Raw genomic sequence first — 18,765 nt, forward strand, 5'->3', positions numbered from 1 at the left:
TCGAGTTGCATTGAAGCGGTAAGTGAATGCAGCCAAAAGATGTAGCTTGAAGTATGGAGGGGATCGGTACATCCATGTACCAGGGCAGGTTAGCCTATGAGAGTTAACACATCTGAGGGATGAGATTACCAGCGGTAATCGTTACGTTTTTCCCAATCAACGACTTCGTTCTCTGCCTGATCTTTCGCATATCCATAGCGTTCCTGAATTTTACCGACAAGCTGATCGCGTTTCCCTTCGATGACGGTCATGTCATCGTCTGTCAGTTTGCCCCATTTCTCTTTTACTGTGCCTTTGAACTGTTTCCAGTTACCGCCGATTTCGTCTTTATTCATAATAATATCCTCATCGTTCGGTTAAGAACTGCTAATAGTTAACAACGCCCAGGTGCTGCCGTTTGGCTGACACTCACTATCTGCTGGACGTGGAAATAATTGTAGTCAAGGATATGGCTGTGAGGGGAAAACTAAGAACATTGAACCACAGAAGTAACAGAAATGATGCTGACTTGCCCCAAAATCAGGTGGCAAATCAGCATACTGGAGTGCGATTAAAAACGCGTCAGAAGTTGTAACTAACTATGGGTTGTAACTAACTATGAGCTGTAACTAACCAGGAGTTCCAGCCGGGAACCAGCTGTTATCCCGCCAATGGCGACGCCAAATCCATCCCAAAGACAGTCCGCGCAAAGCCAGGAACACAGCCACGGATAACCACAGACCATGATTTCCCAGATAAGGCACGGTGAGCAACGTCAGCCCAAATCCCAATGCCGCAACCGCCATGCTGTTGCGCATTTCCGTACCTCGCGTTGCGCCAATAAACATGCCGTCCAGCAAATAACACCAGACACCAACAACGGGCAAAACAATCTGCCAGTGCAAGTAGCGGTCTGCCTGTAGCTGCAATTCCGGGATAGAGGTAAGAAGCGAAACAATGTGCTCACCAAACAGCGCATACACAGTGGCAAACATAAGAGCGACTAAGCCCGCCTGGCGACATGCAGCGCCCCATACTTCGAGCAATTGACCACGGTTTTTAGCGCCAAACGCCTGCCCGGAATGGGCTTCAACGGCATAGGCGAACCCATCGAGCGCATAGGCGGTGAAGGTTAATAGCGTCATCAACACGGCGTTAACCGCGACGATTTCGCTACCTAACCGCGCGCCAAAGATAGTGACTGAGGCGAAACAGACCTGTAGCAACAGCGAGCGCAGCATGATGTCGCGATTGAGTGCCAGCAGACGCCGCACATTCCCGCGCCAGGACTCTTTGAGCATCTCAAAGCTGATTCCGCGCAAACCCATAACCTTTTTCACCATCAGCAAACCAATGATAAACGTCGCATATTCTGCGGTGACGGTGGCGAGTGCCGCGCCCTGAACATCCATGTGTAGCCCCATGACCAGCCACACATCCAGCACGATATTCAGTACGTTTCCGACAACCAGCAAGATAACTGGCGCACGCGCATACTGAACGCCTAACAACCAGCCCAACAAGACCAGGTTGGCAAGCGAGGCTGGCGCACTAAGCCAACGTATTTCAAGGAATCGCCGGGCCTGCAACAAAACATCTTCATTGCCGCCGACGATATGCAAGGCCAGGGATATCAGCGGTTCACGCAGTAAGACGATCGCCACCCCTGCTCCTAACGCCAATAGCAAGGGCTGAACCAGTGCACGCGCTAAAGCAGAGGGATTATTGGCACCAAATGCCTGGGCAGTTAAACCGGTGGTGCTCATGCGCAAAAACAGCAACAGCATAAATAAGAAGCTGGTTGCCGTCGCACCAATAGCGACACCGCCAAGATAAACAGGGCTATCCAAATGACCAATTACCGCGGTATCAACAAGGCCCAGTAAAGGCACGGTGATGTTGGAAAAAATCATGGGTAAGGCGAGGCGCCAGAGAGCTCTGTCAGCCGTCGAGAAAAATCGCATGGCCAATCCAGGAAGAGATAAGAGAATTAAGACGATGATGCGCATTAAAGCGCATCATCTGGAGAAGTTTACAGCCAGTCGCCGTTGCGAATTACCCCAACCGCCAACCCTTCAATAGAGAAGTTATGTTCGCGCAGGTCAACCACAATAGGTTCAAATTCGCTATTTTCAGGCAGAAGATGAACGGTATTACCCTGCTGCTTTAAGCGCTTAACAGTCACTTCGTCGTCAATACGCGCCACCACAACCTGGCCGTTACGCACATCCTGAGTTTTATGAACTGCAAGCAGGTCGCCGTCCATAATACCGATGTCTTTCATAGACATCCCGCTAACGCGCAACAGGAAATCGGCATTTGGTTTAAACAGTGATGGGTCAACCTGGTAATGGCCTTCGATGTGCTGTTGTGCAAGGAGTGGTTCCCCCGCAGCAACACGCCCAACCAGCGGAATACCGGTAACTTCTTCCACCAGCAAGCGGATACCGCGCGACGCACCAGAGATAATCTCAATGACGCCTTTACGGGCAAGTGCTTTCAGGTGCTCTTCAGCGGCGTTCGGAGAACGGAACCCCAGACGTTGAGCAATCTCGGCACGAGTCGGTGGCATGCCGGTCTGGCTGATATGATCCCGAATAAGATCAAACACCTCTTGCTGCCTGGTAGTTAACGCTTTCATTCCGCCCCCTGGGTGTTTATACAGTTATGCTGTGAGTATATACAGTCAAAGGCGATTTTGGAACCACAAATTGAGCAAAAAACCAGGGACTTAACTATTCTGGAAAGATCATCGCAAATGCGGCCAAAGCAGTGTGACCCAGGTAATAACTGCGAGGATAATGGCGATTAATACGGCAGCAGACCCCATGTCCTTGGCCCGTCCTGAAAGCTCGTGGTAATCGGTACCAACACGGTCAACAAGCGCCTCGATAGCGCTATTGAGAATTTCGACAATCATGACCAGCACAACAGAACCAATCAGTAAAATACGGGTGATAGGGTCAACATCTAACCAGCAGGCGATGGCGATGGCGATGAGCGCGCTAACCCCTTCCTGGCGGAAAGCCGCTTCGTTAATCCAGGCTGCTTTGAGCCCTTTCCATGAGTAGCCTGCGGCTTTGATGATACGGGTAAGTCCAGTGGTACTGCTCGCCATTTTGGGAAACCTTTTCAAATTATTTGGGTCAATGCTTATCTATATTGCAACGCCACAGAAATCTGAGCCAGATTCTGATATTCTTGCGGCGAATTTGCATCATTAACCTGAGGCTTTACATCGTTTATGTCAGGCTGGCCAAGAATCTACTACAAATTACTTAATTTACCATTAGGCGTTCTGGTAAAGAGCAAGTCCATTCCGGCAGATCCACAAGCCGAACTGGGCTTAGATCCCACACGCCCGATTATGTATGTCCTGCCGTATAACTCCAAGGCGGACTTATTAACGCTGCGCGCACAATGTCTCGCGCATAACTTGCCCGACCCTCTCGAGCCGTTAGAAATCGACGGTGCGGTATTGCCGCGCTATGTCTTTATCCATGGCGGCCCGCGTGTTTTCACTTATTACACGCCAAAAGAAGAGTCGATCAAACTGTTCCACGATTACCTCGACTTACACCGCAGCAATCCAAATCTGGATGTGCAGATGGTGCCAGTATCGGTGATGTTTGGCCGCTCCCCTGGGCGCGAAAAAGGCGAAGTGAATCCGCCATTAAAGATGCTGAACGGCGTCCAGAAATTTTTCGCTGTTTCCTGGCTTGGGCGCGACAGCTTTGTGCGTTTCTCCGCTCCGGTTTCGCTGCGCCAGATGGCAACCGACCACGGTACAGACAAAAAAATCGCCCAAAAACTGGCTCGCGTAGCGCGTATGCACTTTGCTCGCCAGCGTTTAGCGACTGTCGGCCCGCGTCTGCCGGTACGCCAGGATCTGTTCAATAAGCTACTGGCCTCAAAAGCTATTGCTCGTGCAGTAGAAGATGAAGCGCGCAGCAAGAAAATCTCCCATGAAAAAGCCCAGCAGAATGCTGTTGCTTTGATGGAAGAGATTGCCGCTAACTTCTCGTATGAAGCCGTGCGTTTGACTGACCGCGTGTTAGGTCTGACGTGGAACCGTTTGTACCAGGGCATCAACGTTCATAACGCTGAACGCGTGCGCCAACTGGCTCATGACGGCCACGAGATTGTCTATGTGCCCTGCCATCGCAGCCACATGGACTACATGCTGTTGTCCTACGTGCTTTATCACCAGGGGCTGGTTCCTCCGCACATCGCAGCGGGTATCAACCTGAATTTCTGGCCAGCCGGCCCGATTTTCCGCCGCCTCGGTGCGTTCTTTATCCGCCGTACCTTTAAAGGCAGCAAACTCTACTCCACCGTGTTCCGTGAATATCTGGGCGAGCTGTTTAGCCGTGGCTATTCCGTTGAATACTTTGTGGAAGGTGGCCGTTCCCGTACCGGGCGTTTGCTCGACCCGAAAACCGGCACGCTGTCGATGACCATCCAGGCCATGCTGCGCGGCGGTACTCGCCCTATTACCCTGGTGCCAATTTACATTGGCTACGAGCATGTAATGGAAGTGGGGACTTACGCGAAAGAGCTGCGTGGCGCGACCAAAGAGAAAGAGAGTTTCATGCAGATGGTGCGCGGGCTGAGTAAGCTGCGTAACCTCGGCCAGGGCTATGTTAACTTTGGCGAACCGATGCCGCTGATGACGTTCCTGAACCAGCGTGTTCCAGAGTGGCGCGATTCAATCGACCCGATTGAGGCCATCCGCCCGGCATGGTTGACGCCAACGGTCAATGAAATTGCCGCTGAACTGATGGTGCGTATTAACAATGCCGGTGCGGCAAATGCCATGAACCTGTGCTGTACCGCGCTGTTGGCCTCGCGTCAGCGTTCACTTACCCGTGAGCAACTGACCGAGCAGCTCAACTGCTACCTGAGCCTGTTGCGTAATGTGCCGTATTCACCGGACGCGACCGCACCAGACCAGCCAGCAGAAGCGCTGATTGAACACGCATTGCAGATGAACAAGTTTGAAGTTGAGAAAGACACCATCGGTGACATCATCATTCTACCGCGCGAGCAGGCGGTTCTGATGACATATTACCGTAACAACATCCTGCATATGCTGGTGTTGCCTTCTCTGCTGGCAGCAATTATTACTCAACATCGCCGTATTGACCGTAACGAACTGCTGCGTCAGGTCGAGCTACTTTACCCGATGCTGAAGGCTGAACTGTTCTTGCGCTGGAGCACGACCGAACTTGCTGGTGAAATTGACATCATGCTCAATGAACTGGTTCGTCAGGAACTGGTGACACTGGCAGGCGATGAAGTGCAGATTAATCCTGCTCGTTCACGCACCATGCAGCTGCTGGCAGCAGGTGTTCGCGAAACGCTACAGCGTTATGCGATTACCTTCTGGCTGCTGAGCGCAAATCCGTCGATTAACCGTGGGACACTGGAGCGCGAAAGCCGCACCGTTGCCCAGCGTTTGTCTGTTTTGCATGGCATTAATGCACCGGAGTTCTTTGATAAAGCCGTCTTCACCTCGCTGGTTTTAACCTTACGTGATGAAGGCTATATCAGCGATACCGGGGATGCAGAGCCTACTGAAACCATGAAGGTCTACCAGATGCTGGCAGAACTGATCATGCCGGATGTGCGTTTGACGATTGAAAGTGCGACGTCGCAGGCTGCGACTGAGTAAAAAATCTGGCGGATGACGCGATTGCTTATCCGCCCTACGGTTCGACTTGTAGGGCGGATAAACGAAGTGTCATCCGCCATTTAATTTCTGATATTAGAAGTGCACGTAACTCAACACCAGGCCAATAAACAACACCAGGCCAACGTAGTTATTATTCAGGAATGCGCGGAAACAAGCATCGCGATCGCGATTCGCCGTCAAACGCTGCTGATGTATAAACAGTGCCCCCGCCAGCGCAATAGACCAGTAGAATGCCCCGCCTAATCCGTTTAACCAGCCAATCACCGCCAGCAAAACCATCACCGCAATCTGCAAAATCCCGATAATCACATTGTCATAGCGCCCGAACAGTATCGCCGTGGATTTGATGCCAATTTTCAGGTCATCATCGCGATCAACCATCGCATATTGCGTGTCGTAAGCGACCGCCCAGCAAATATTGGTCAAAAACATCAGCCAACAACTTAGCGGTACAGATTCGCTAACCGCAGCAAATGCCATCGGGATGGACCAACCGAACGCCGCACCCAACACCACTTGTGGCAAATGGGTGTAACGTTTCATAAAGGGATAAACCCAGGCTAATGCTAACCCCGCCACCGACAATAAAATTGTCATCGTGTTAAGCGTCAGCACCAGTAAAAACGACAGCAACACCAGTACCACAAACAGGATACGCGCTTCTTTTTCGCTGACTGCTCCGCTCGGTAGCGGACGGTGGGCGGTGCGTTTTACGTGACCATCAAACTTGCGATCGGCGTAGTCGTTTACCACACAACCCGCGGCGCGCATCATCCAGACTCCGGCGATAAACACACATAAAATGGTCAGTGGTGGGACACCCGGTGTCGCGAGCCATAACGCCCATAAAGTGGGCCATAACAGTAAAAGCGAGCCAATCGGCTTATCCAGCCTCATCAGGCGTTGCCAGGCCTGCCATTTGCCCTGTTTAAGACTCCACTCCATTATTTTTCCTCTGCATACAACGGCGAAGCGGGAAGGAATAGTTCGGTCAGCACCAATGGCTTTCCGGCTAATCTCAGACGGGAACGACGCCCCCACAGCTCCGCACTACGACCAATCTCAATAAAATCCCGTGTCAGGGATGATGCACTAAATAGATAACGCCCGAGTGGCGTGGTGCCGAGCTGTTGCAAAGCCAGCTCCGGCCCTTCAAGAGTGGATTCTGGTACAACGGTGCGCCCCAGCAACCAGGGTTCATCGTCACCGCAGAGCACAACTTCACGCAGCCAGTAGCGTTTGGCTTCAGGCATCATATCAGCTTCTGGAAAATCGACAGGTGAATCGAAAAAACCTTCACGCACAATACGAACAGTGACTCGCGAACAATACTGTTCAAAGCGTTTAGTCATTGAGTCTTCAAGCAACAACCAGTCAAGAAGCGATGCGCTCAGCTCCTCTGGAATCGTAGCCTCAAAACGTAAGGCGCGCAGTGGCGAAAGCGCGTCAGACATGTGAATTTCTCCGAAACAAAACCGGCAGTCATTGTAACGCAGAATGGGTATAGCGGGGGATTCAAAACACCTTCTAAATCATTCGAGTTGAATCAAGGCGGCAATTGGGAGTCAGCTTGAAGCGGGAGCAAAGTTGCCCTAAATAGTTCGAGTGGCATCAAGGCGGCAAACGAACGAATCCCTATGAGCTTACTAGAGTAAGTGATTAGGGTGAGTGAGAGCAGCCAACGCCGAGGCAGCTCGAAATATGACGGGCAAAAAAAGGTGCGCTCAGTGAGCGCACCAAACCTCAAACATCAGCACTGCGGGGAAACGCTTACCCCTTGCCTTTTACACTGCTGATAAAAGTTTTACGGGCAGTAGTCGAGCCCAGGCGTTCAGCTTCATCCAGTAGTTTCAGGGCTTTATCAACATCACCTGCGGCTACTGCTTGTTTGATTGCCTGGTTGAAATAGGTTTCCGTATCACTCAGCACGGGCTCTTTTTTCGCAGCTGGAGCCACTACTGGCGCAGGTGCCGGAGCTGGAGCCACTACGGCGGTTGTTGCCACTGCCGCAGGTGCAGTGTAAGTGGTGGCTGGTGCGGCGGTATTACCGACCGTTACCGGGCCTGGGCCTGATGAACCAAACAGCGGCCCAACTAAAATACTGGAACTTGAAGAAGTTTTGACCTTAAGTGAAATTTCACCTTCAGTACCATGGCGTGCAATCGGATCAGGAATATCTGGTACCGCATTACCGTTGCCCCTGGCATAGGCTTTTGCAGGGTCAACCATCGTGGTGGTTTGTTGCAGGTCTTTATTGGTGGTGAACACCAACAAATAAAGTTTTTGTTGCCCCAATGCTGGGGTTAATTTCATGACGCCTTCCAGGCGATTTAAAGACAACACTCCCGGTTCCTGATAGGCAAAGAAAGCCGATGGGAAATAAGCAGCAGGCGTCATGTTTTGGTCAAATACCAACACGTTTGGTGCAAATACCGTATCTTTATTCACGATACTTGAGAGCGTAATCGTCAGCTCCCCGATACTTGCCGGTACGCTGTAGGCCGCAACTGGCCCGGTGATATCACCGGCATTCAAGCTCTGGCCGGTGGTTGCGAGATTAGTCTTTTGGGTTTGGGTTTGATCAACCGGGATCCATTGCAGCTGTTGCAATGCGGAAGACGGGATAGCAGGTGCAGCAGAAAGATCCTGCGGCACGATATTAACATTGGCCAGGCTTAAGCCAGGCATGCTTGCAAACAACCCTGCGGATAAGCAGAGTGCCAGGAGACTTTTTTTCATTTTCATTGTTATCAACCTCAATGGGAAATCGGTGGAAAGTTAGCCAGGCAATAGCGCTTTCCATCGAAACAGGCATTGGCATACAAGGGTAATAACGAGGGGCTCAGTGGCGAACCCCTCATCGTTTCATAACATTAGGTTAAAGCCGTATTACCACCAGATTTCCATCTGGGCACCGAAGGAGAACTCGTCGTTATCGCCGCGGCTGGTAGAGAAGTTACCGTTACCAGTGTTGTCTGCGATGGCAAAGCGAGTGGCGTCGCCGTTAGCGTCTTTCGCGTAACCCCACTGCTCATCCCAACGGGCATAAGTTGCAAACAGACGCAGTGCTGGACGTGACCAGATGCTGTCACCTGCTTGCCATTGTTGTGCCAGAGTAATTTTGTACTGACCGTTGCGATCGCCAGTTTCCTGGGATTTCACGTTGTCGTAGCCAAGTTCCAGCAAGGTACTCATGATTGGCGTCCATTTGTACATTGGACGAATACCGATGGTGTACCATTCAGTCCCCTGGTTATCATCCATATCCAGGTTCTGGTACATACCGACATACATCAGGTCCCATTTGTCTGCCAGCGTGATTGCGCCGTGGTCGAGGACACGGATCATGCTGCCGTCGTTGTTAACGCTACCGCCCTGCGCCTGGCCTTTGCCCTGCGAAGTCATAGAGTCAGTTGCATACTGCACAACGAATTTGTTAAAGCCTTTCAACATACTTTGCGTATGTTCTGCAGTCAGCATCCAACCATCTTTCGACGCACCTGGTTCCAGGTAGTAATCGTCAGGAATGTTGGTGTGACCGTAATCAACGCCCAGCTCCAGTGTGCCGCCGTCGTTAATTTCTAAACCAGCCCAACGCACGTCAAACACGTCGTTTGGTACTTTATTGTTATATGTACGCTCGCCAGTAGCCGGGTCGAATTCCGCATTCGCAGAAGAACCGCCAGACTCTGTAGAACGAGTGGCCGCGAAGGAAAGTTTGCCTGCGCCGACATCAATGTTTTCCAGACCCGCACCAGGACCAGAAATATCCCAGTAGTAGAAGTCAATCATGTGAACGTCATGACGTTGGTAGAAACGCTTACCTGCCCACATGTTTGCGCCTGGCAGAGAATCGATAAGGTTTTTACCCTGCACGTTGAATTCACGGATGGCTGGAGTGTTATCGTTTTCCCAGTCGTTCAACTGTGATGAGTTGTAGGCAATGTTGGAGTCGAAGTAGAAGCTCTTATCGCCTTCTTTCCACACTTCCTGGCCTAATTTAATTTCTGCGTAAGTATCACATTCGTTACCCAGACGATATTTAGATTGAGCACCAGTTGCCTGGAAGCATTCTTGTGGTCCGCCGCTACCGGTCCAGCCGATACCAGAACGGGCGTAACCGTGGAAGTCCACAGCCAGAGCCTGAACAGACATAACGCCTGCTGCTACGGCAACTGCCAGTGGGAGTTTGCGCAGAGTAATCATCGTTCTATCTCCTGAATCATTGCTTTTCTTTTTTATGGGAATGCTTAAACACCTGGCTCTTGATGCAGCCGACGACATGCAGTGCCATCCTCACGGAACAGATGGCAACGCTCTGGCGGCAAGCCAATAGCGAATGTGGCACCCTCTTTTACCAACACCACGTCATTCTGGCGGTACACCAGGTTCTGACGGATGGCGGGGATTTGGATGTGAATCTGAGTTTCATGACCGAGTTGCTCAACCACCTGAACTTCGCCTTCAAGCGTGACGTCAGCGATATCGCTTGGCAGCAGATGTTCCGGGCGAATGCCCAGAGACATATTGGCGCCGACCTGGACTTCTTTGCTCTCTACCGGCAGCCAAACTTGCTGACGGTTTGGTAATTCAACCTGTACCTGATCAATCGCAGTGGCGGTCACTTTCACTGGCAGGAAGTTCATTTTTGGCGAGCCAATAAAGCCCGCAACAAAACGATCCGCCGGGTAGTGATACAGCTCGAGCGGTTTACCAACTTGCGCCACGCGGCCTGCGTCCAGTACCACAATTTTGTCGGCCAGCGTCATCGCTTCGACCTGATCGTGGGTGACATAAACCATGGTGCGTCCAAGACGCTTGTGCAGTCGGGAGATCTCAATACGCATCTGCACACGCAGTGCCGCATCAAGGTTAGAAAGTGGTTCATCGAGCAGGAAGACACGCGGTTCTGCCACCAGCGTACGGCCAATGGCAACACGCTGACGTTGTCCGCCAGACAGTGCTTTTGGGCGGCGATCTAATAAATGGGCCAGCTGCAACGTTTCTGAAACTTGTGTGACTCGCTGATTAATTTCGCTTTTCTTGGCACCGGCCAACTTCAGCCCAAAGGACATGTTTTCTGCAACAGAAAGATGGGGATACAGGGCATAAGACTGGAACACCATGCCAACACCGCGCTCTGCGGGAGGAATGTCGTTCATGCGAGTTTCACCAATGAACAAATCACCACTGGTGATGGTTTCCAACCCAGCGATCATGCGCAACAGTGTGGATTTACCGCAGCCTGACGGACCAACAAAAACTACAAACTCACCTTCCTGGATGTCCAGATTGATATCTTTCGATACCACCACATCCCCCCAGGCTTTTGTTACGTTCCGTAGCTGTACGCTTGCCATGTACTTCTCCCTTCATTCATTCCGTCACGATGCTAATGGGCAGGTGATTCAAGATGTGTCGGACTATGACGGATCTATACATTTGGTAACTCCTCCACCCTGATGTTTTTTATGGGGGAGGAGGCGGGAGGATGAGAAGTGAGTTTCTGCAACCGGTTACAGTCGGCACAAGAGATTTTCGTGATCGTGGTTTCAAAAAACCGGGTGGTTTTGTGTGCTCCAGGACACATAACTGCCAGTTATGTAATGGGGATCACAGATAATCGGGGTGGGGCGTAGGGCTAAGGAGGATGAGAAGCACTTGCCATCTGCGCAAACTGGCAACCGTAACGCCACTAGCTTGACCTGATGTATCCACGCGCAAACCACCATTCAAAGGATGGGAACATATGAAAATTAAAACTGGCGCCCGCATCCTCGCTCTGTCTGCCCTGACAACGATGATGTTTTCCGCCTCTGCACTGGCAAAAATAGAAGAAGGCAAACTGGTCATCTGGATTAACGGTGACAAAGGTTATAACGGCCTGGCCGAAGTGGGTAAAAAGTTTGAGAAAGACACGGGCATTAAAGTGACCATCGAGCACCCGGACAAACTGGAAGAGAAATTCCCACAAGTCGCGGCGACCGGCGATGGCCCTGACATTATCTTCTGGGCGCACGACCGTTTCGGTGGTTACGCACAATCTGGCCTGCTGGCCGAAATCACTCCAGACAAAGCTTTCCAGGACAAACTGTATCCGTTTACCTGGGACGCAGTTCGTTACAACGGCAAAATCATTGCTTACCCAGTCGCGGTTGAAGCACTCTCTCTGATTTATAACAAAGACTTAGTCCCTAACCCGCCAAAAACCTGGGAAGAAATCCCGGCGCTGGATAAGCAGTTGAAAGCCAAAGGTAAGAGCGCGTTGATGTTCAACCTGCAAGAACCGTACTTCACCTGGCCGCTGATTGCTGCTGACGGTGGTTACGCGTTCAAACTCGAAAACGGCAAATATGACGTGAAAGATGTCGGCGTGGACAGCCCAGGCGCGAAAGCGGGCCTGACCTTCCTGGTCGACATGATTAAAAACAAACAAATGAATGCGGATACCGATTACTCCATCGCAGAAGCGGCCTTTAACAAAGGCGAAACCGCGATGACGATTAACGGCCCGTGGGCATGGTCCAACATCGATAAGAGCAAAATCAATTACGGCGTAGCGCTGCTGCCAACCTTCAAAGGCAAAGCATCTAAACCGTTCGTTGGTGTGCTGAGTGCCGGTATCAATGCGGCTAGCCCGAACAAAGAACTGGCGAAAGAGTTCCTGGAAAACTACCTGATGACCGACCAGGGCCTGGCTGAAGTCAACAAAGACAAGCCATTGGGCGCAGTTGCTCTGAAATCTTACCAGGATCAACTGGCGAAAGATCCACGTATCGCCGCCACCATGGATAACGCCCAAAAAGGCGAAATCATGCCTAACATCCCGCAAATGGCCGCCTTCTGGTATGCCACACGCACCGCCGTCATCAACGCAGTTAGCGGTCGTCAGACTGTTGATGAAGCGCTGAAAGATGCTCAGGGACGTATTACTAAGTAAGTCATTCCCCCTCACCCCGGCCCTCTCCCCGTTGGGGCGAGGGCGAAAACCGAGCAATCCCCTCCAGCTCAGGGGACGGTGAGAACCGCGCAATCCCCTCTCCCTCAGGGAGAGGGTTAGGGTGAGGGTGGTTTCAGATGATAAGTTGTAGAGGTAGAGGAAGACCCCATGGATGTTGTTAAAAAGAGCCACTGGTGGCAAAGCGATGTACTGAAGTGGTCAGTCATCGGCCTGATGGGACTGCTGGTTGGTTATCTTATTGTCATAATGTACGCCCAGGGGGAGTACCTGTTTGCCATCATGACGCTGATTTTAAGCTCAGCTGGCCTCTATATTTTTGCCAACCGTAAGGCTTATGCCTGGCGTTATGTTTACCCTGGAATGGCTGGTATGGGGCTGTTTGTCCTGTTCCCATTGGTTTGTACCATCGCCATCGCCTTCACCAACTACAGCAGCACCAACCAGTTGACCCAGGAACGGGCACAGGAAGTGCTGATGGACCGCCAATATCAGGCGGGCAAAACCTTTAACTTCGGCCTTTATCCGGCGGGCGATGAGTGGCAACTGGCCCTCACCGACGGAGAAACTGGCAAAAATTACCTCTCCGACGCCTTTAAATTTGGCGGCGAGCAGCACCTGAAATTGAAAGAAGCGGATGCGCTGCCAACGGGCGAAAAAGCCAATCTGCGCGTGATTACGCAAAACCGCGCGGCATTGACGCAAATCACCGCGCAAATGCCAGATGAAAGCACGCTGACCATGAGTTCCCTGCGCCAGTTTTCCGGCACCCGTCCACTGTATACGGCGGCGGATAACGGTGAGCTGACCAACAACCAAAGCGGCGTTAAATACCGCCCGAATAACGATATTGGTTTCTATCAGTCTGTTAACGCCGAAGGCAACTGGGGCAACGAGCAATTAAGCCCGGGCTACACCGTCACCATCGGCTGGAAAAACTTCTTACGTGTGTTCCACGATGAAGGCATCCAAAAACCATTTATGGCGATTTTCGTCTGGACGGTGATCTTCTCAATCCTGACGGTGATTCTCACCGTGGCTGTCGGCATGATTCTGGCGTGTGTTGTGCAGTGGGAATCCCTGAAAGGCAAAGCGATTTATCGCGTGATGTTGATCCTGCCATACGCGGTACCGTCGTTTATTTCTATTTTGATTTTCAAAGGGTTGTTCAACCAAAGTTTCGGTGAAATCAACATGATGTTGAGCTCACTGTTTGGTATCAAACCCGCCTGGTTTAGCGACCCAACCACCGCACGTTCCATGATAATTATCGTCAATACCTGGCTCGGTTATCCATACATGATGATTTTGTGCATGGGCTTGTTGAAAGCGATTCCGGACGACTTATACGAAGCTTCGGCAATGGATGGTGCAGGCCCATTCCAGAATTTCTTTAAAATCACGCTGCCGCTGCTGATTAAGCCGCTGACACCGCTGATGATTGCCAGCTTTGCCTTTAACTTTAACAACTTCGTGCTGATTCAGCTGTTAACCAATGGCGGGCCAGACAGGCTCGGTACCACAACGCCTGCGGGCTACACGGACTTGCTGGTGAGCTACACCTACCGCATTGCCTTTGAAGGCGGTGGCGGCCAGGACTTTGGTTTAGCGGCGGCTATCGCAACGCTTATCTTCCTGCTGGTTGGGGCATTAGCGATTGTTAACCTGAAAGCCACCCGCATGAAGTTTGATTAAGGAGCGATTCACATGGCAATGGTTCAACCCAAATCTCAAAAGCTGCGTCTGTTTACCACGCATCTGCTACTACTGATATTTATCGCGGCAATTATGTTCCCACTGCTGATGGTGATTGCGATTTCACTGCGCCCGGGTAACTTCGCCACTGGCAGCCTGATCCCGGATCAAATCTCCTGGGAGCACTGGAAATTAGCACTGGGCTTTAGCGTGCAACATGCCGATGGCAGCGTCACGCCACCGCCGTTCCCGGTGCTGTTGTGGCTGTGGAACTCCATCAAGATTGCGGCGATTACCGCGCTGGGGATTGTCACGCTTTCAACCACTTGTGCTTATGCGTTTGCCCGTATGCGTTTCCCTGGCAAAGCCACGTTGCTCAAAGGGATGCTGATTTTCCAGATGTTCCCGGCGGTATTGTCACTGGTGGCGTTGTATGCCTTGTTTGACCGCCTCGGCCAGTACATTCCGTTTATTGGTTTGAATACGCACGGTGGGGTGATCTTCGCCTATCTTGGCGGTATTGCGCTGCATGTGTGGACGATTAAGGGCTACTTCGAAACTATCGATAACTCGCTGGAAGAAGCGGCAGCGCTGGATGGTGCAACTCCATGGCAAGCCTTCCGCCTGGTGTTGCTGCCGCTGTCTGTGCCAATTCTGGCAGTGGTATTTATTCTGTCGTTTATCGCCGCGATTACCGAAGTGCCAGTCGCGTCATTGTTACTGCGTGACGTCAACAGCTACACCCTGGCGGTAGGTATGCAGCAATATCTCAACCCACAAAACTATTTGTGGGGCGACTTTGCTGCTGCCGCTGTGCTCTCTGCCATCCCGATTACCGTCGTGTTCTTACTGGCGCAACGCTGGCTAGTGAGCGGCCTGACGGCGGGAGGGGTGAAAGGATAAGATTTCCTGTCAGTTATTGCTTCATCTTATGTCATGCCACTGCAAACCCTCAATTTGACTTAGTCTCATTTCCGGCGGCCTTCGGGCCGCCTTTTTTTATTCTCGTTTTAAGCGACTGCTATTACACAACCACAGCGTGATCACCAGTAACAAAATCGCCCCCGAGTAGATCAATACATCGCGCGGATCTTTATGGTCGATGATGATAAGCCGCACAATGGCGGTGATGCCGATATAGATAAAGTAACGCAGTGGGAAGTGATAACCGGATTGAAAGTACTTCACGATCAACGCGATAAATTCGAAGTAAAGAAAGTAAACCACCAGCCCTTCAATCAGCTGATACTTGCTGGCTTGATCGCTGGGCGCAAACAGCGAGGTGGCTAAGTGCAGCGTTTCTTTACCCAGGAAGATGATGAGGATTACGCCGAGCGCAAGCAACGCCAGATTGAGGACCGTTTGCATAACTTTAGCGATGAGTTCAACGCGGGGGGTGGTTGTCATAAGAACGCCTCATGTTTGGGTATCGAGGTGTTGTTATACGTTAAAACTGTGATCTGAATCTAATTTTTCTGCTTATGTTGCCCCCTCACCCCGGCCCCTCTCCCTGGGGGAGAGGGTTAGGGTGAGGGCATGATCACCTGAAATTAATATCCCGATCGCTCGTCATCCCATACAACTCAAACTTACGACCCAGCATCTGCCCACCGTCACGCGTCAGCGGTGTCCAGCTCACTTGCGCGCGGCTGCGGGTTGGTGATGATGAGAAAAGATCCAACGGCACATTGACGTAGAAACCTTTGGTGAAATCCCCTTCCCCGTACTCTTCTTTCGACACATTAGTAATGGTCGCGTACGTCCCCACCACCACGCCGCTGTCGAAGCGTTTCGAGATCTCCAGCGTGCCGCCTTTATCTTTTGCCAGATATTGGCCAATGCTGAGTTTAACCAGCACATCTTCGGCAAACGGTGGTGTCCAGTAACCGGTGATATGGCCAGTTGGCGCGCTGTAGTCGGTGAACTTCATCATGTCCAGCGAGCTGGTCCAGTCACGCTGTTTGACGTAGTTGGCATTGGCACCAATTGCCCAGTTACTGTCGACCGGACGATACAACACTTCCGCCCCAACCCCGCCATACATGGTTTCGAGATAACCGCCGTACACCTGTCCATACCAGCTGTTGCCCAAATACTGGAAGTAGTTAGCTTGCAGGTTGTTGACGTAAATATCGTTCTCGACGTAATCACGGACGTGAGTACGTACACGCGGCAACGTCGAATCATTCGGAGGATTGGTGTAGTTAAATTTGTCGTAGTTATTGGCGATGTTGGCAAACAGACTGCCGGTGGTCAGCAAGTGATCCGTCACCCACCAGTCGGCAGTGCCCATCACGCCAACCTGATACATATAGAAGCTTTCTGGCCCGCCGACAGACTGGTTGAGCACCGGGTTAATCGCGAAATTCAGCTTCGATTTATCGATGAAATAACCCTGCTCGGTTTTCTCAGGAATGATCGGCTCAACGCGCTTTTGTACCAGTTGCGTTTCATGCCCCAGCGGCTCACCTTCAAGATGATCGCGCAGACTCGCAACGTCTGTTTCTGTCGTTACCTGCGGCAGATTCAGACGCGTTTCGGTAATGCGAACCGTGCGGATATTCTCCGGCAGGTCGTTCATGATGATACGGTTGGCACGCTCAATCCCTTCGTGGGAGTCGCGGTATTTCACCTGCTCGCCAGTCACATACAAGGTATCGCCTTTTACCTGAATATTCGGGTTCGCCAGACCGGCGTTGTATTTGAGCTGCGTGAGCTGATTCGCCACCACCGTCGGTTGCAAAATTTCATCTTGTGGTTGCGGCTGATATTGCGGGCGGCGATTATCGTTATAACCTGGGCGCAAATCGTTGAAGTTAGTGCGTAACGTGACGCCAAACATCAGGGTATTGCCACGCTCATAGCTGACGTTAACGTCGGCCCAATCGGCGACGCGGTAGATAGCACCGACGTTAAAGTTGCTACGCTGTTCGAGTTTCCCGGCAAAATCTTGCGTGTAATTATTACCTTCGTATTCCAGTTTCAGGCGCAGCGGTTGCCACGGAGTCTGGTATTCGATGCCGCCAAACAATGATGCAGGGCCATGGAACATGCCGCTAAAGTTGAACGAACCGGCCTGGTTGTAGCTGTTATCGCGATAGCAAAAACCATTGCTCACTTCGCAGAATGGATTTTTCACGTTACCGCTGGTGCCCATGTAACCCCAGCCCATTCCGAGGGTAAAATCGAACGGCCCCCAGGCTTTGCTCGCCACGATATATTCGCTGTCAAACAGCCCGGTACCGCCTAAGTCACGGAACCCTACCGCCACTTGCGGCAAGTAATACCCTTCCTCCCAAAGACGGACTTTCATGTCGAAGGCTTTATCTTTGTAGGTCTGGTCGCCCGAGAAAGCGTCGACACTACTGTACTGTTTGGTGCGCACATCGGTGTAGCGCAGCGTCGTTTCCAGCCATGGGAACAATTGCACTGAAGCCGAGTAAAAGCGGTACTGATCGTTATCGCGATAGTTGAGGCTAAATTCCCCTTCGCGCGCCATGCGGGCCGTGGGAGTTTGCAGCAAACCGACGCCGCCGAAATCCGATTGCGATGGGCCAACAGGAGCCGGGAAAGTTTCAGCCTGGCAAGCCGATGAAACTGCCAGCGCCAGCAAACTGTAGAGCGTTTTCTTCTTCATCAATCCGGTCTCCGATGCGTCAGAGAGTGAAGGATTTGCTGATTCATTTGTTCAAAATCAGAATTAAGCAGGCGCTCTTTAAAGCCGACAAACAGGATGCTTCCCGGCGTGAGTTCGACGTGGCGGTTATTCCAGTAGGCGACTGGCGCTTTTTGCGTTTTGCCATCTGGATAGATAACCCATGCAAAACTGCGATCGGCACCACTGAGTTTGTCGATGCCATCGAGATATTCATCCGCGCTGCGCCCTGCCACAAAAGGCTTCGCCCCTGGTGAACTCACCAACCCCACCAGCGTGATGGTGGCCGGCTGCACTCCTGCCCACAGGCTGTAATCACCTTGCAGCGGGACATTGGCCCGCGGATGCACGCGTACCCAGTCGGGGTCGAGATCAACAAACTGGCGTCCGGTAACGTGAACGGCCTGCATTTGCTGGCGCACACCGTTAATTGCCGCCGCATCATCACCGTCTTCCCCGGCGGCTAATGCGCTCAACGAAGCCAGTAATTTCTGGTGTTGTTGTTCAGCCACCGCCGTTGCCTGCTTTTCGCTTATCACCGCACCCGGCCACCAGGCGTTCGCCAATGAAGGTTGAGTCACTAAGTCGGCCAGCCGTTCTACGTTTTTAATGGTTTGATTTTGTGGATAAATCGTCACATTTCCAGCGGCGTAAGCGCTAAATTGAAGGGTGGATAAGCAAAATGCCGCTAAAACCCGTCGGATGACGCTGCGCTTATCCGACCTACAAAACCGTAGGGTGGATAAACGTAGTGTCATCCACCATGTGGTTGAAGAACGCGTC

Annotated in this window: 16 protein-coding genes; 4 read left to right on the plus strand and 12 right to left on the minus strand. The window is 51.7% G+C overall.

Annotation, left to right across the window (positions count from 1 at the left end):
- Positions 1–125: 125 nt before the first annotated feature.
- The 4 genes from MES37_RS05500 to MES37_RS05515 form a co-directional block, all read right to left on the minus strand.
- Positions 126–335: a CsbD family protein gene (locus MES37_RS05500; protein ID WP_064541231.1), complete on the minus strand. Its 210-nt coding sequence runs from the start codon at positions 333–335 to the stop codon at positions 126–128.
- 273 nt (positions 336–608) lie between these two features.
- Positions 609–1,943, minus strand: a complete 1,335-nt coding sequence (gene dinF / locus MES37_RS05505) for an MATE family efflux transporter DinF (RefSeq protein ID WP_064541234.1) — start codon at positions 1,941–1,943, stop codon at positions 609–611.
- 68 nt (positions 1,944–2,011) lie between these two features.
- A complete protein-coding gene (gene lexA, locus MES37_RS05510) occupies positions 2,012–2,620 on the minus strand; it encodes a transcriptional repressor LexA (protein ID WP_064541238.1) in 609 nt (202 codons plus the stop codon).
- A gap of 108 nt (positions 2,621–2,728) precedes the next feature.
- Positions 2,729–3,097: a diacylglycerol kinase gene (locus tag MES37_RS05515; RefSeq protein WP_133523047.1), complete on the minus strand. Its 369-nt coding sequence runs from the start codon at positions 3,095–3,097 to the stop codon at positions 2,729–2,731.
- Between the two features lie 126 nt (positions 3,098–3,223).
- Between MES37_RS05515 and plsB the strand changes: the two genes are divergently transcribed.
- Positions 3,224–5,653 (plus strand): glycerol-3-phosphate 1-O-acyltransferase PlsB, encoded by a 2,430-nt coding sequence (gene plsB, locus MES37_RS05520; RefSeq protein ID WP_064541244.1) that lies wholly within the window; start codon positions 3,224–3,226, stop codon positions 5,651–5,653.
- Positions 5,654–5,746: 93 nt separating this feature from the next.
- On the opposite strand, the gene ubiA is transcribed toward plsB, so the two are convergent.
- The 5 genes from ubiA to malK all read right to left on the minus strand — a co-directional run bounded on the left by ubiA (position 5,747) and on the right by malK (position 11,034).
- Positions 5,747–6,619 (minus strand): 4-hydroxybenzoate octaprenyltransferase, encoded by an 873-nt coding sequence (ubiA, locus tag MES37_RS05525; RefSeq protein WP_064541248.1) that lies wholly within the window; start codon positions 6,617–6,619, stop codon positions 5,747–5,749.
- Entirely contained in the window at positions 6,619–7,128 is a 510-nt protein-coding gene (gene ubiC, locus MES37_RS05530; protein WP_064541251.1) for a chorismate lyase, read from the minus strand. Before ubiC ends, ubiA begins: the two co-directional genes overlap by 1 nt.
- Positions 7,129–7,444: 316 nt before the next feature.
- Positions 7,445–8,419, minus strand: coding sequence for a maltose operon protein MalM (gene malM, locus MES37_RS05535; protein WP_064541254.1), 975 nt, complete (start codon positions 8,417–8,419; stop codon positions 7,445–7,447).
- Between the two features lie 144 nt (positions 8,420–8,563).
- Positions 8,564–9,880 carry a maltoporin gene (locus MES37_RS05540; protein ID WP_064541256.1) on the minus strand — a complete coding sequence of 439 codons (1,317 nt, stop codon included), beginning with the start codon at positions 9,878–9,880 and terminating at the stop codon, positions 8,564–8,566.
- A gap of 44 nt (positions 9,881–9,924) precedes the next feature.
- Positions 9,925–11,034, minus strand: a complete 1,110-nt coding sequence (malK, locus tag MES37_RS05545) for a maltose/maltodextrin ABC transporter ATP-binding protein MalK (protein WP_064541259.1) — start codon at positions 11,032–11,034, stop codon at positions 9,925–9,927.
- A gap of 389 nt (positions 11,035–11,423) precedes the next feature.
- Here malK and malE point away from each other — a divergent pair, with 389 nt between their 5' ends.
- The 3 genes from malE (at position 11,424) to malG (ending at position 15,230) form a co-directional block, all read left to right on the plus strand.
- Positions 11,424–12,614, plus strand: a complete 1,191-nt coding sequence (malE, locus tag MES37_RS05550) for a maltose/maltodextrin ABC transporter substrate-binding protein MalE (protein ID WP_064541261.1) — start codon at positions 11,424–11,426, stop codon at positions 12,612–12,614.
- A gap of 168 nt (positions 12,615–12,782) precedes the next feature.
- Positions 12,783–14,327 (plus strand): maltose ABC transporter permease MalF, encoded by a 1,545-nt coding sequence (gene malF, locus MES37_RS05555; protein ID WP_064541264.1) that lies wholly within the window; start codon positions 12,783–12,785, stop codon positions 14,325–14,327.
- Positions 14,328–14,339: 12 nt separating this feature from the next.
- On the plus strand, positions 14,340–15,230 hold the full coding sequence (gene malG, locus MES37_RS05560) for a maltose ABC transporter permease MalG (protein ID WP_034492378.1): 891 nt from the start codon (positions 14,340–14,342) through the stop codon (positions 15,228–15,230).
- 96 nt (positions 15,231–15,326) lie between these two features.
- Here malG and psiE read toward each other — a convergent pair whose 3' ends face one another.
- From psiE to MES37_RS05575, 3 genes are all read right to left on the minus strand, one after another.
- A complete protein-coding gene (gene psiE / locus MES37_RS05565; protein ID WP_064541267.1) occupies positions 15,327–15,734 on the minus strand; it encodes a phosphate-starvation-inducible protein PsiE in 408 nt (135 codons plus the stop codon).
- A 133-nt stretch (positions 15,735–15,867) separates the two neighbouring features.
- On the minus strand, positions 15,868–17,964 hold the full coding sequence (locus tag MES37_RS05570) for a YjbH domain-containing protein (RefSeq protein WP_064541270.1): 2,097 nt from the start codon (positions 17,962–17,964) through the stop codon (positions 15,868–15,870).
- Positions 17,964–18,740, minus strand: coding sequence for a capsule biosynthesis GfcC D2 domain-containing protein (locus MES37_RS05575; protein ID WP_074388496.1), 777 nt, complete (start codon positions 18,738–18,740; stop codon positions 17,964–17,966). Before MES37_RS05575 ends, MES37_RS05570 begins: the two co-directional genes overlap by 1 nt.
- Between the last annotated feature and the right edge of the window lie 25 nt (positions 18,741–18,765).

The organism is Buttiauxella sp. S19-1, from assembly GCF_022134725.1.
GTDB classification, from domain to species: Bacteria; Pseudomonadota; Gammaproteobacteria; order Enterobacterales; family Enterobacteriaceae; genus Buttiauxella; species Buttiauxella ferragutiae.

Bases quoted from the DNA above. Each gene is read 5' to 3' on its own strand.
- MES37_RS05570 (WP_064541270.1), bottom strand. From the start codon at position 17,964: ATGAAGAAGAAAACGCTCTACAGTTTGCTGGCGCTGGCAGTTTCATCG.
- MES37_RS05540 (WP_064541256.1), bottom strand. From the start codon at position 9,880: ATGATTACTCTGCGCAAACTCCCACTGGCAGTTGCCGTAGCAGCAGGC.
- malE (WP_064541261.1), top strand. From the start codon at position 11,424: ATGAAAATTAAAACTGGCGCCCGCATCCTCGCTCTGTCTGCCCTGACA.
- malF (WP_064541264.1), top strand. From the start codon at position 12,783: ATGGATGTTGTTAAAAAGAGCCACTGGTGGCAAAGCGATGTACTGAAG.
- MES37_RS05575 (WP_074388496.1), bottom strand. From the start codon at position 18,740: ATGACACTACGTTTATCCACCCTACGGTTTTGTAGGTCGGATAAGCGC.
- psiE (WP_064541267.1), bottom strand. From the start codon at position 15,734: ATGACAACCACCCCCCGCGTTGAACTCATCGCTAAAGTTATGCAAACG.
- malK (WP_064541259.1), bottom strand. From the start codon at position 11,034: ATGGCAAGCGTACAGCTACGGAACGTAACAAAAGCCTGGGGGGATGTG.
- malM (WP_064541254.1), bottom strand. From the start codon at position 8,419: ATGAAAATGAAAAAAAGTCTCCTGGCACTCTGCTTATCCGCAGGGTTG.
- dinF (WP_064541234.1), bottom strand. From the start codon at position 1,943: ATGCGATTTTTCTCGACGGCTGACAGAGCTCTCTGGCGCCTCGCCTTA.
- malG (WP_034492378.1), top strand. From the start codon at position 14,340: ATGGCAATGGTTCAACCCAAATCTCAAAAGCTGCGTCTGTTTACCACG.
- ubiA (WP_064541248.1), bottom strand. From the start codon at position 6,619: ATGGAGTGGAGTCTTAAACAGGGCAAATGGCAGGCCTGGCAACGCCTG.
- plsB (WP_064541244.1), top strand. From the start codon at position 3,224: ATGTCAGGCTGGCCAAGAATCTACTACAAATTACTTAATTTACCATTA.
- MES37_RS05500 (WP_064541231.1), bottom strand. From the start codon at position 335: ATGAATAAAGACGAAATCGGCGGTAACTGGAAACAGTTCAAAGGCACA.
- lexA (WP_064541238.1), bottom strand. From the start codon at position 2,620: ATGAAAGCGTTAACTACCAGGCAGCAAGAGGTGTTTGATCTTATTCGG.
- MES37_RS05515 (WP_133523047.1), bottom strand. From the start codon at position 3,097: ATGGCGAGCAGTACCACTGGACTTACCCGTATCATCAAAGCCGCAGGC.
- ubiC (WP_064541251.1), bottom strand. From the start codon at position 7,128: ATGTCTGACGCGCTTTCGCCACTGCGCGCCTTACGTTTTGAGGCTACG.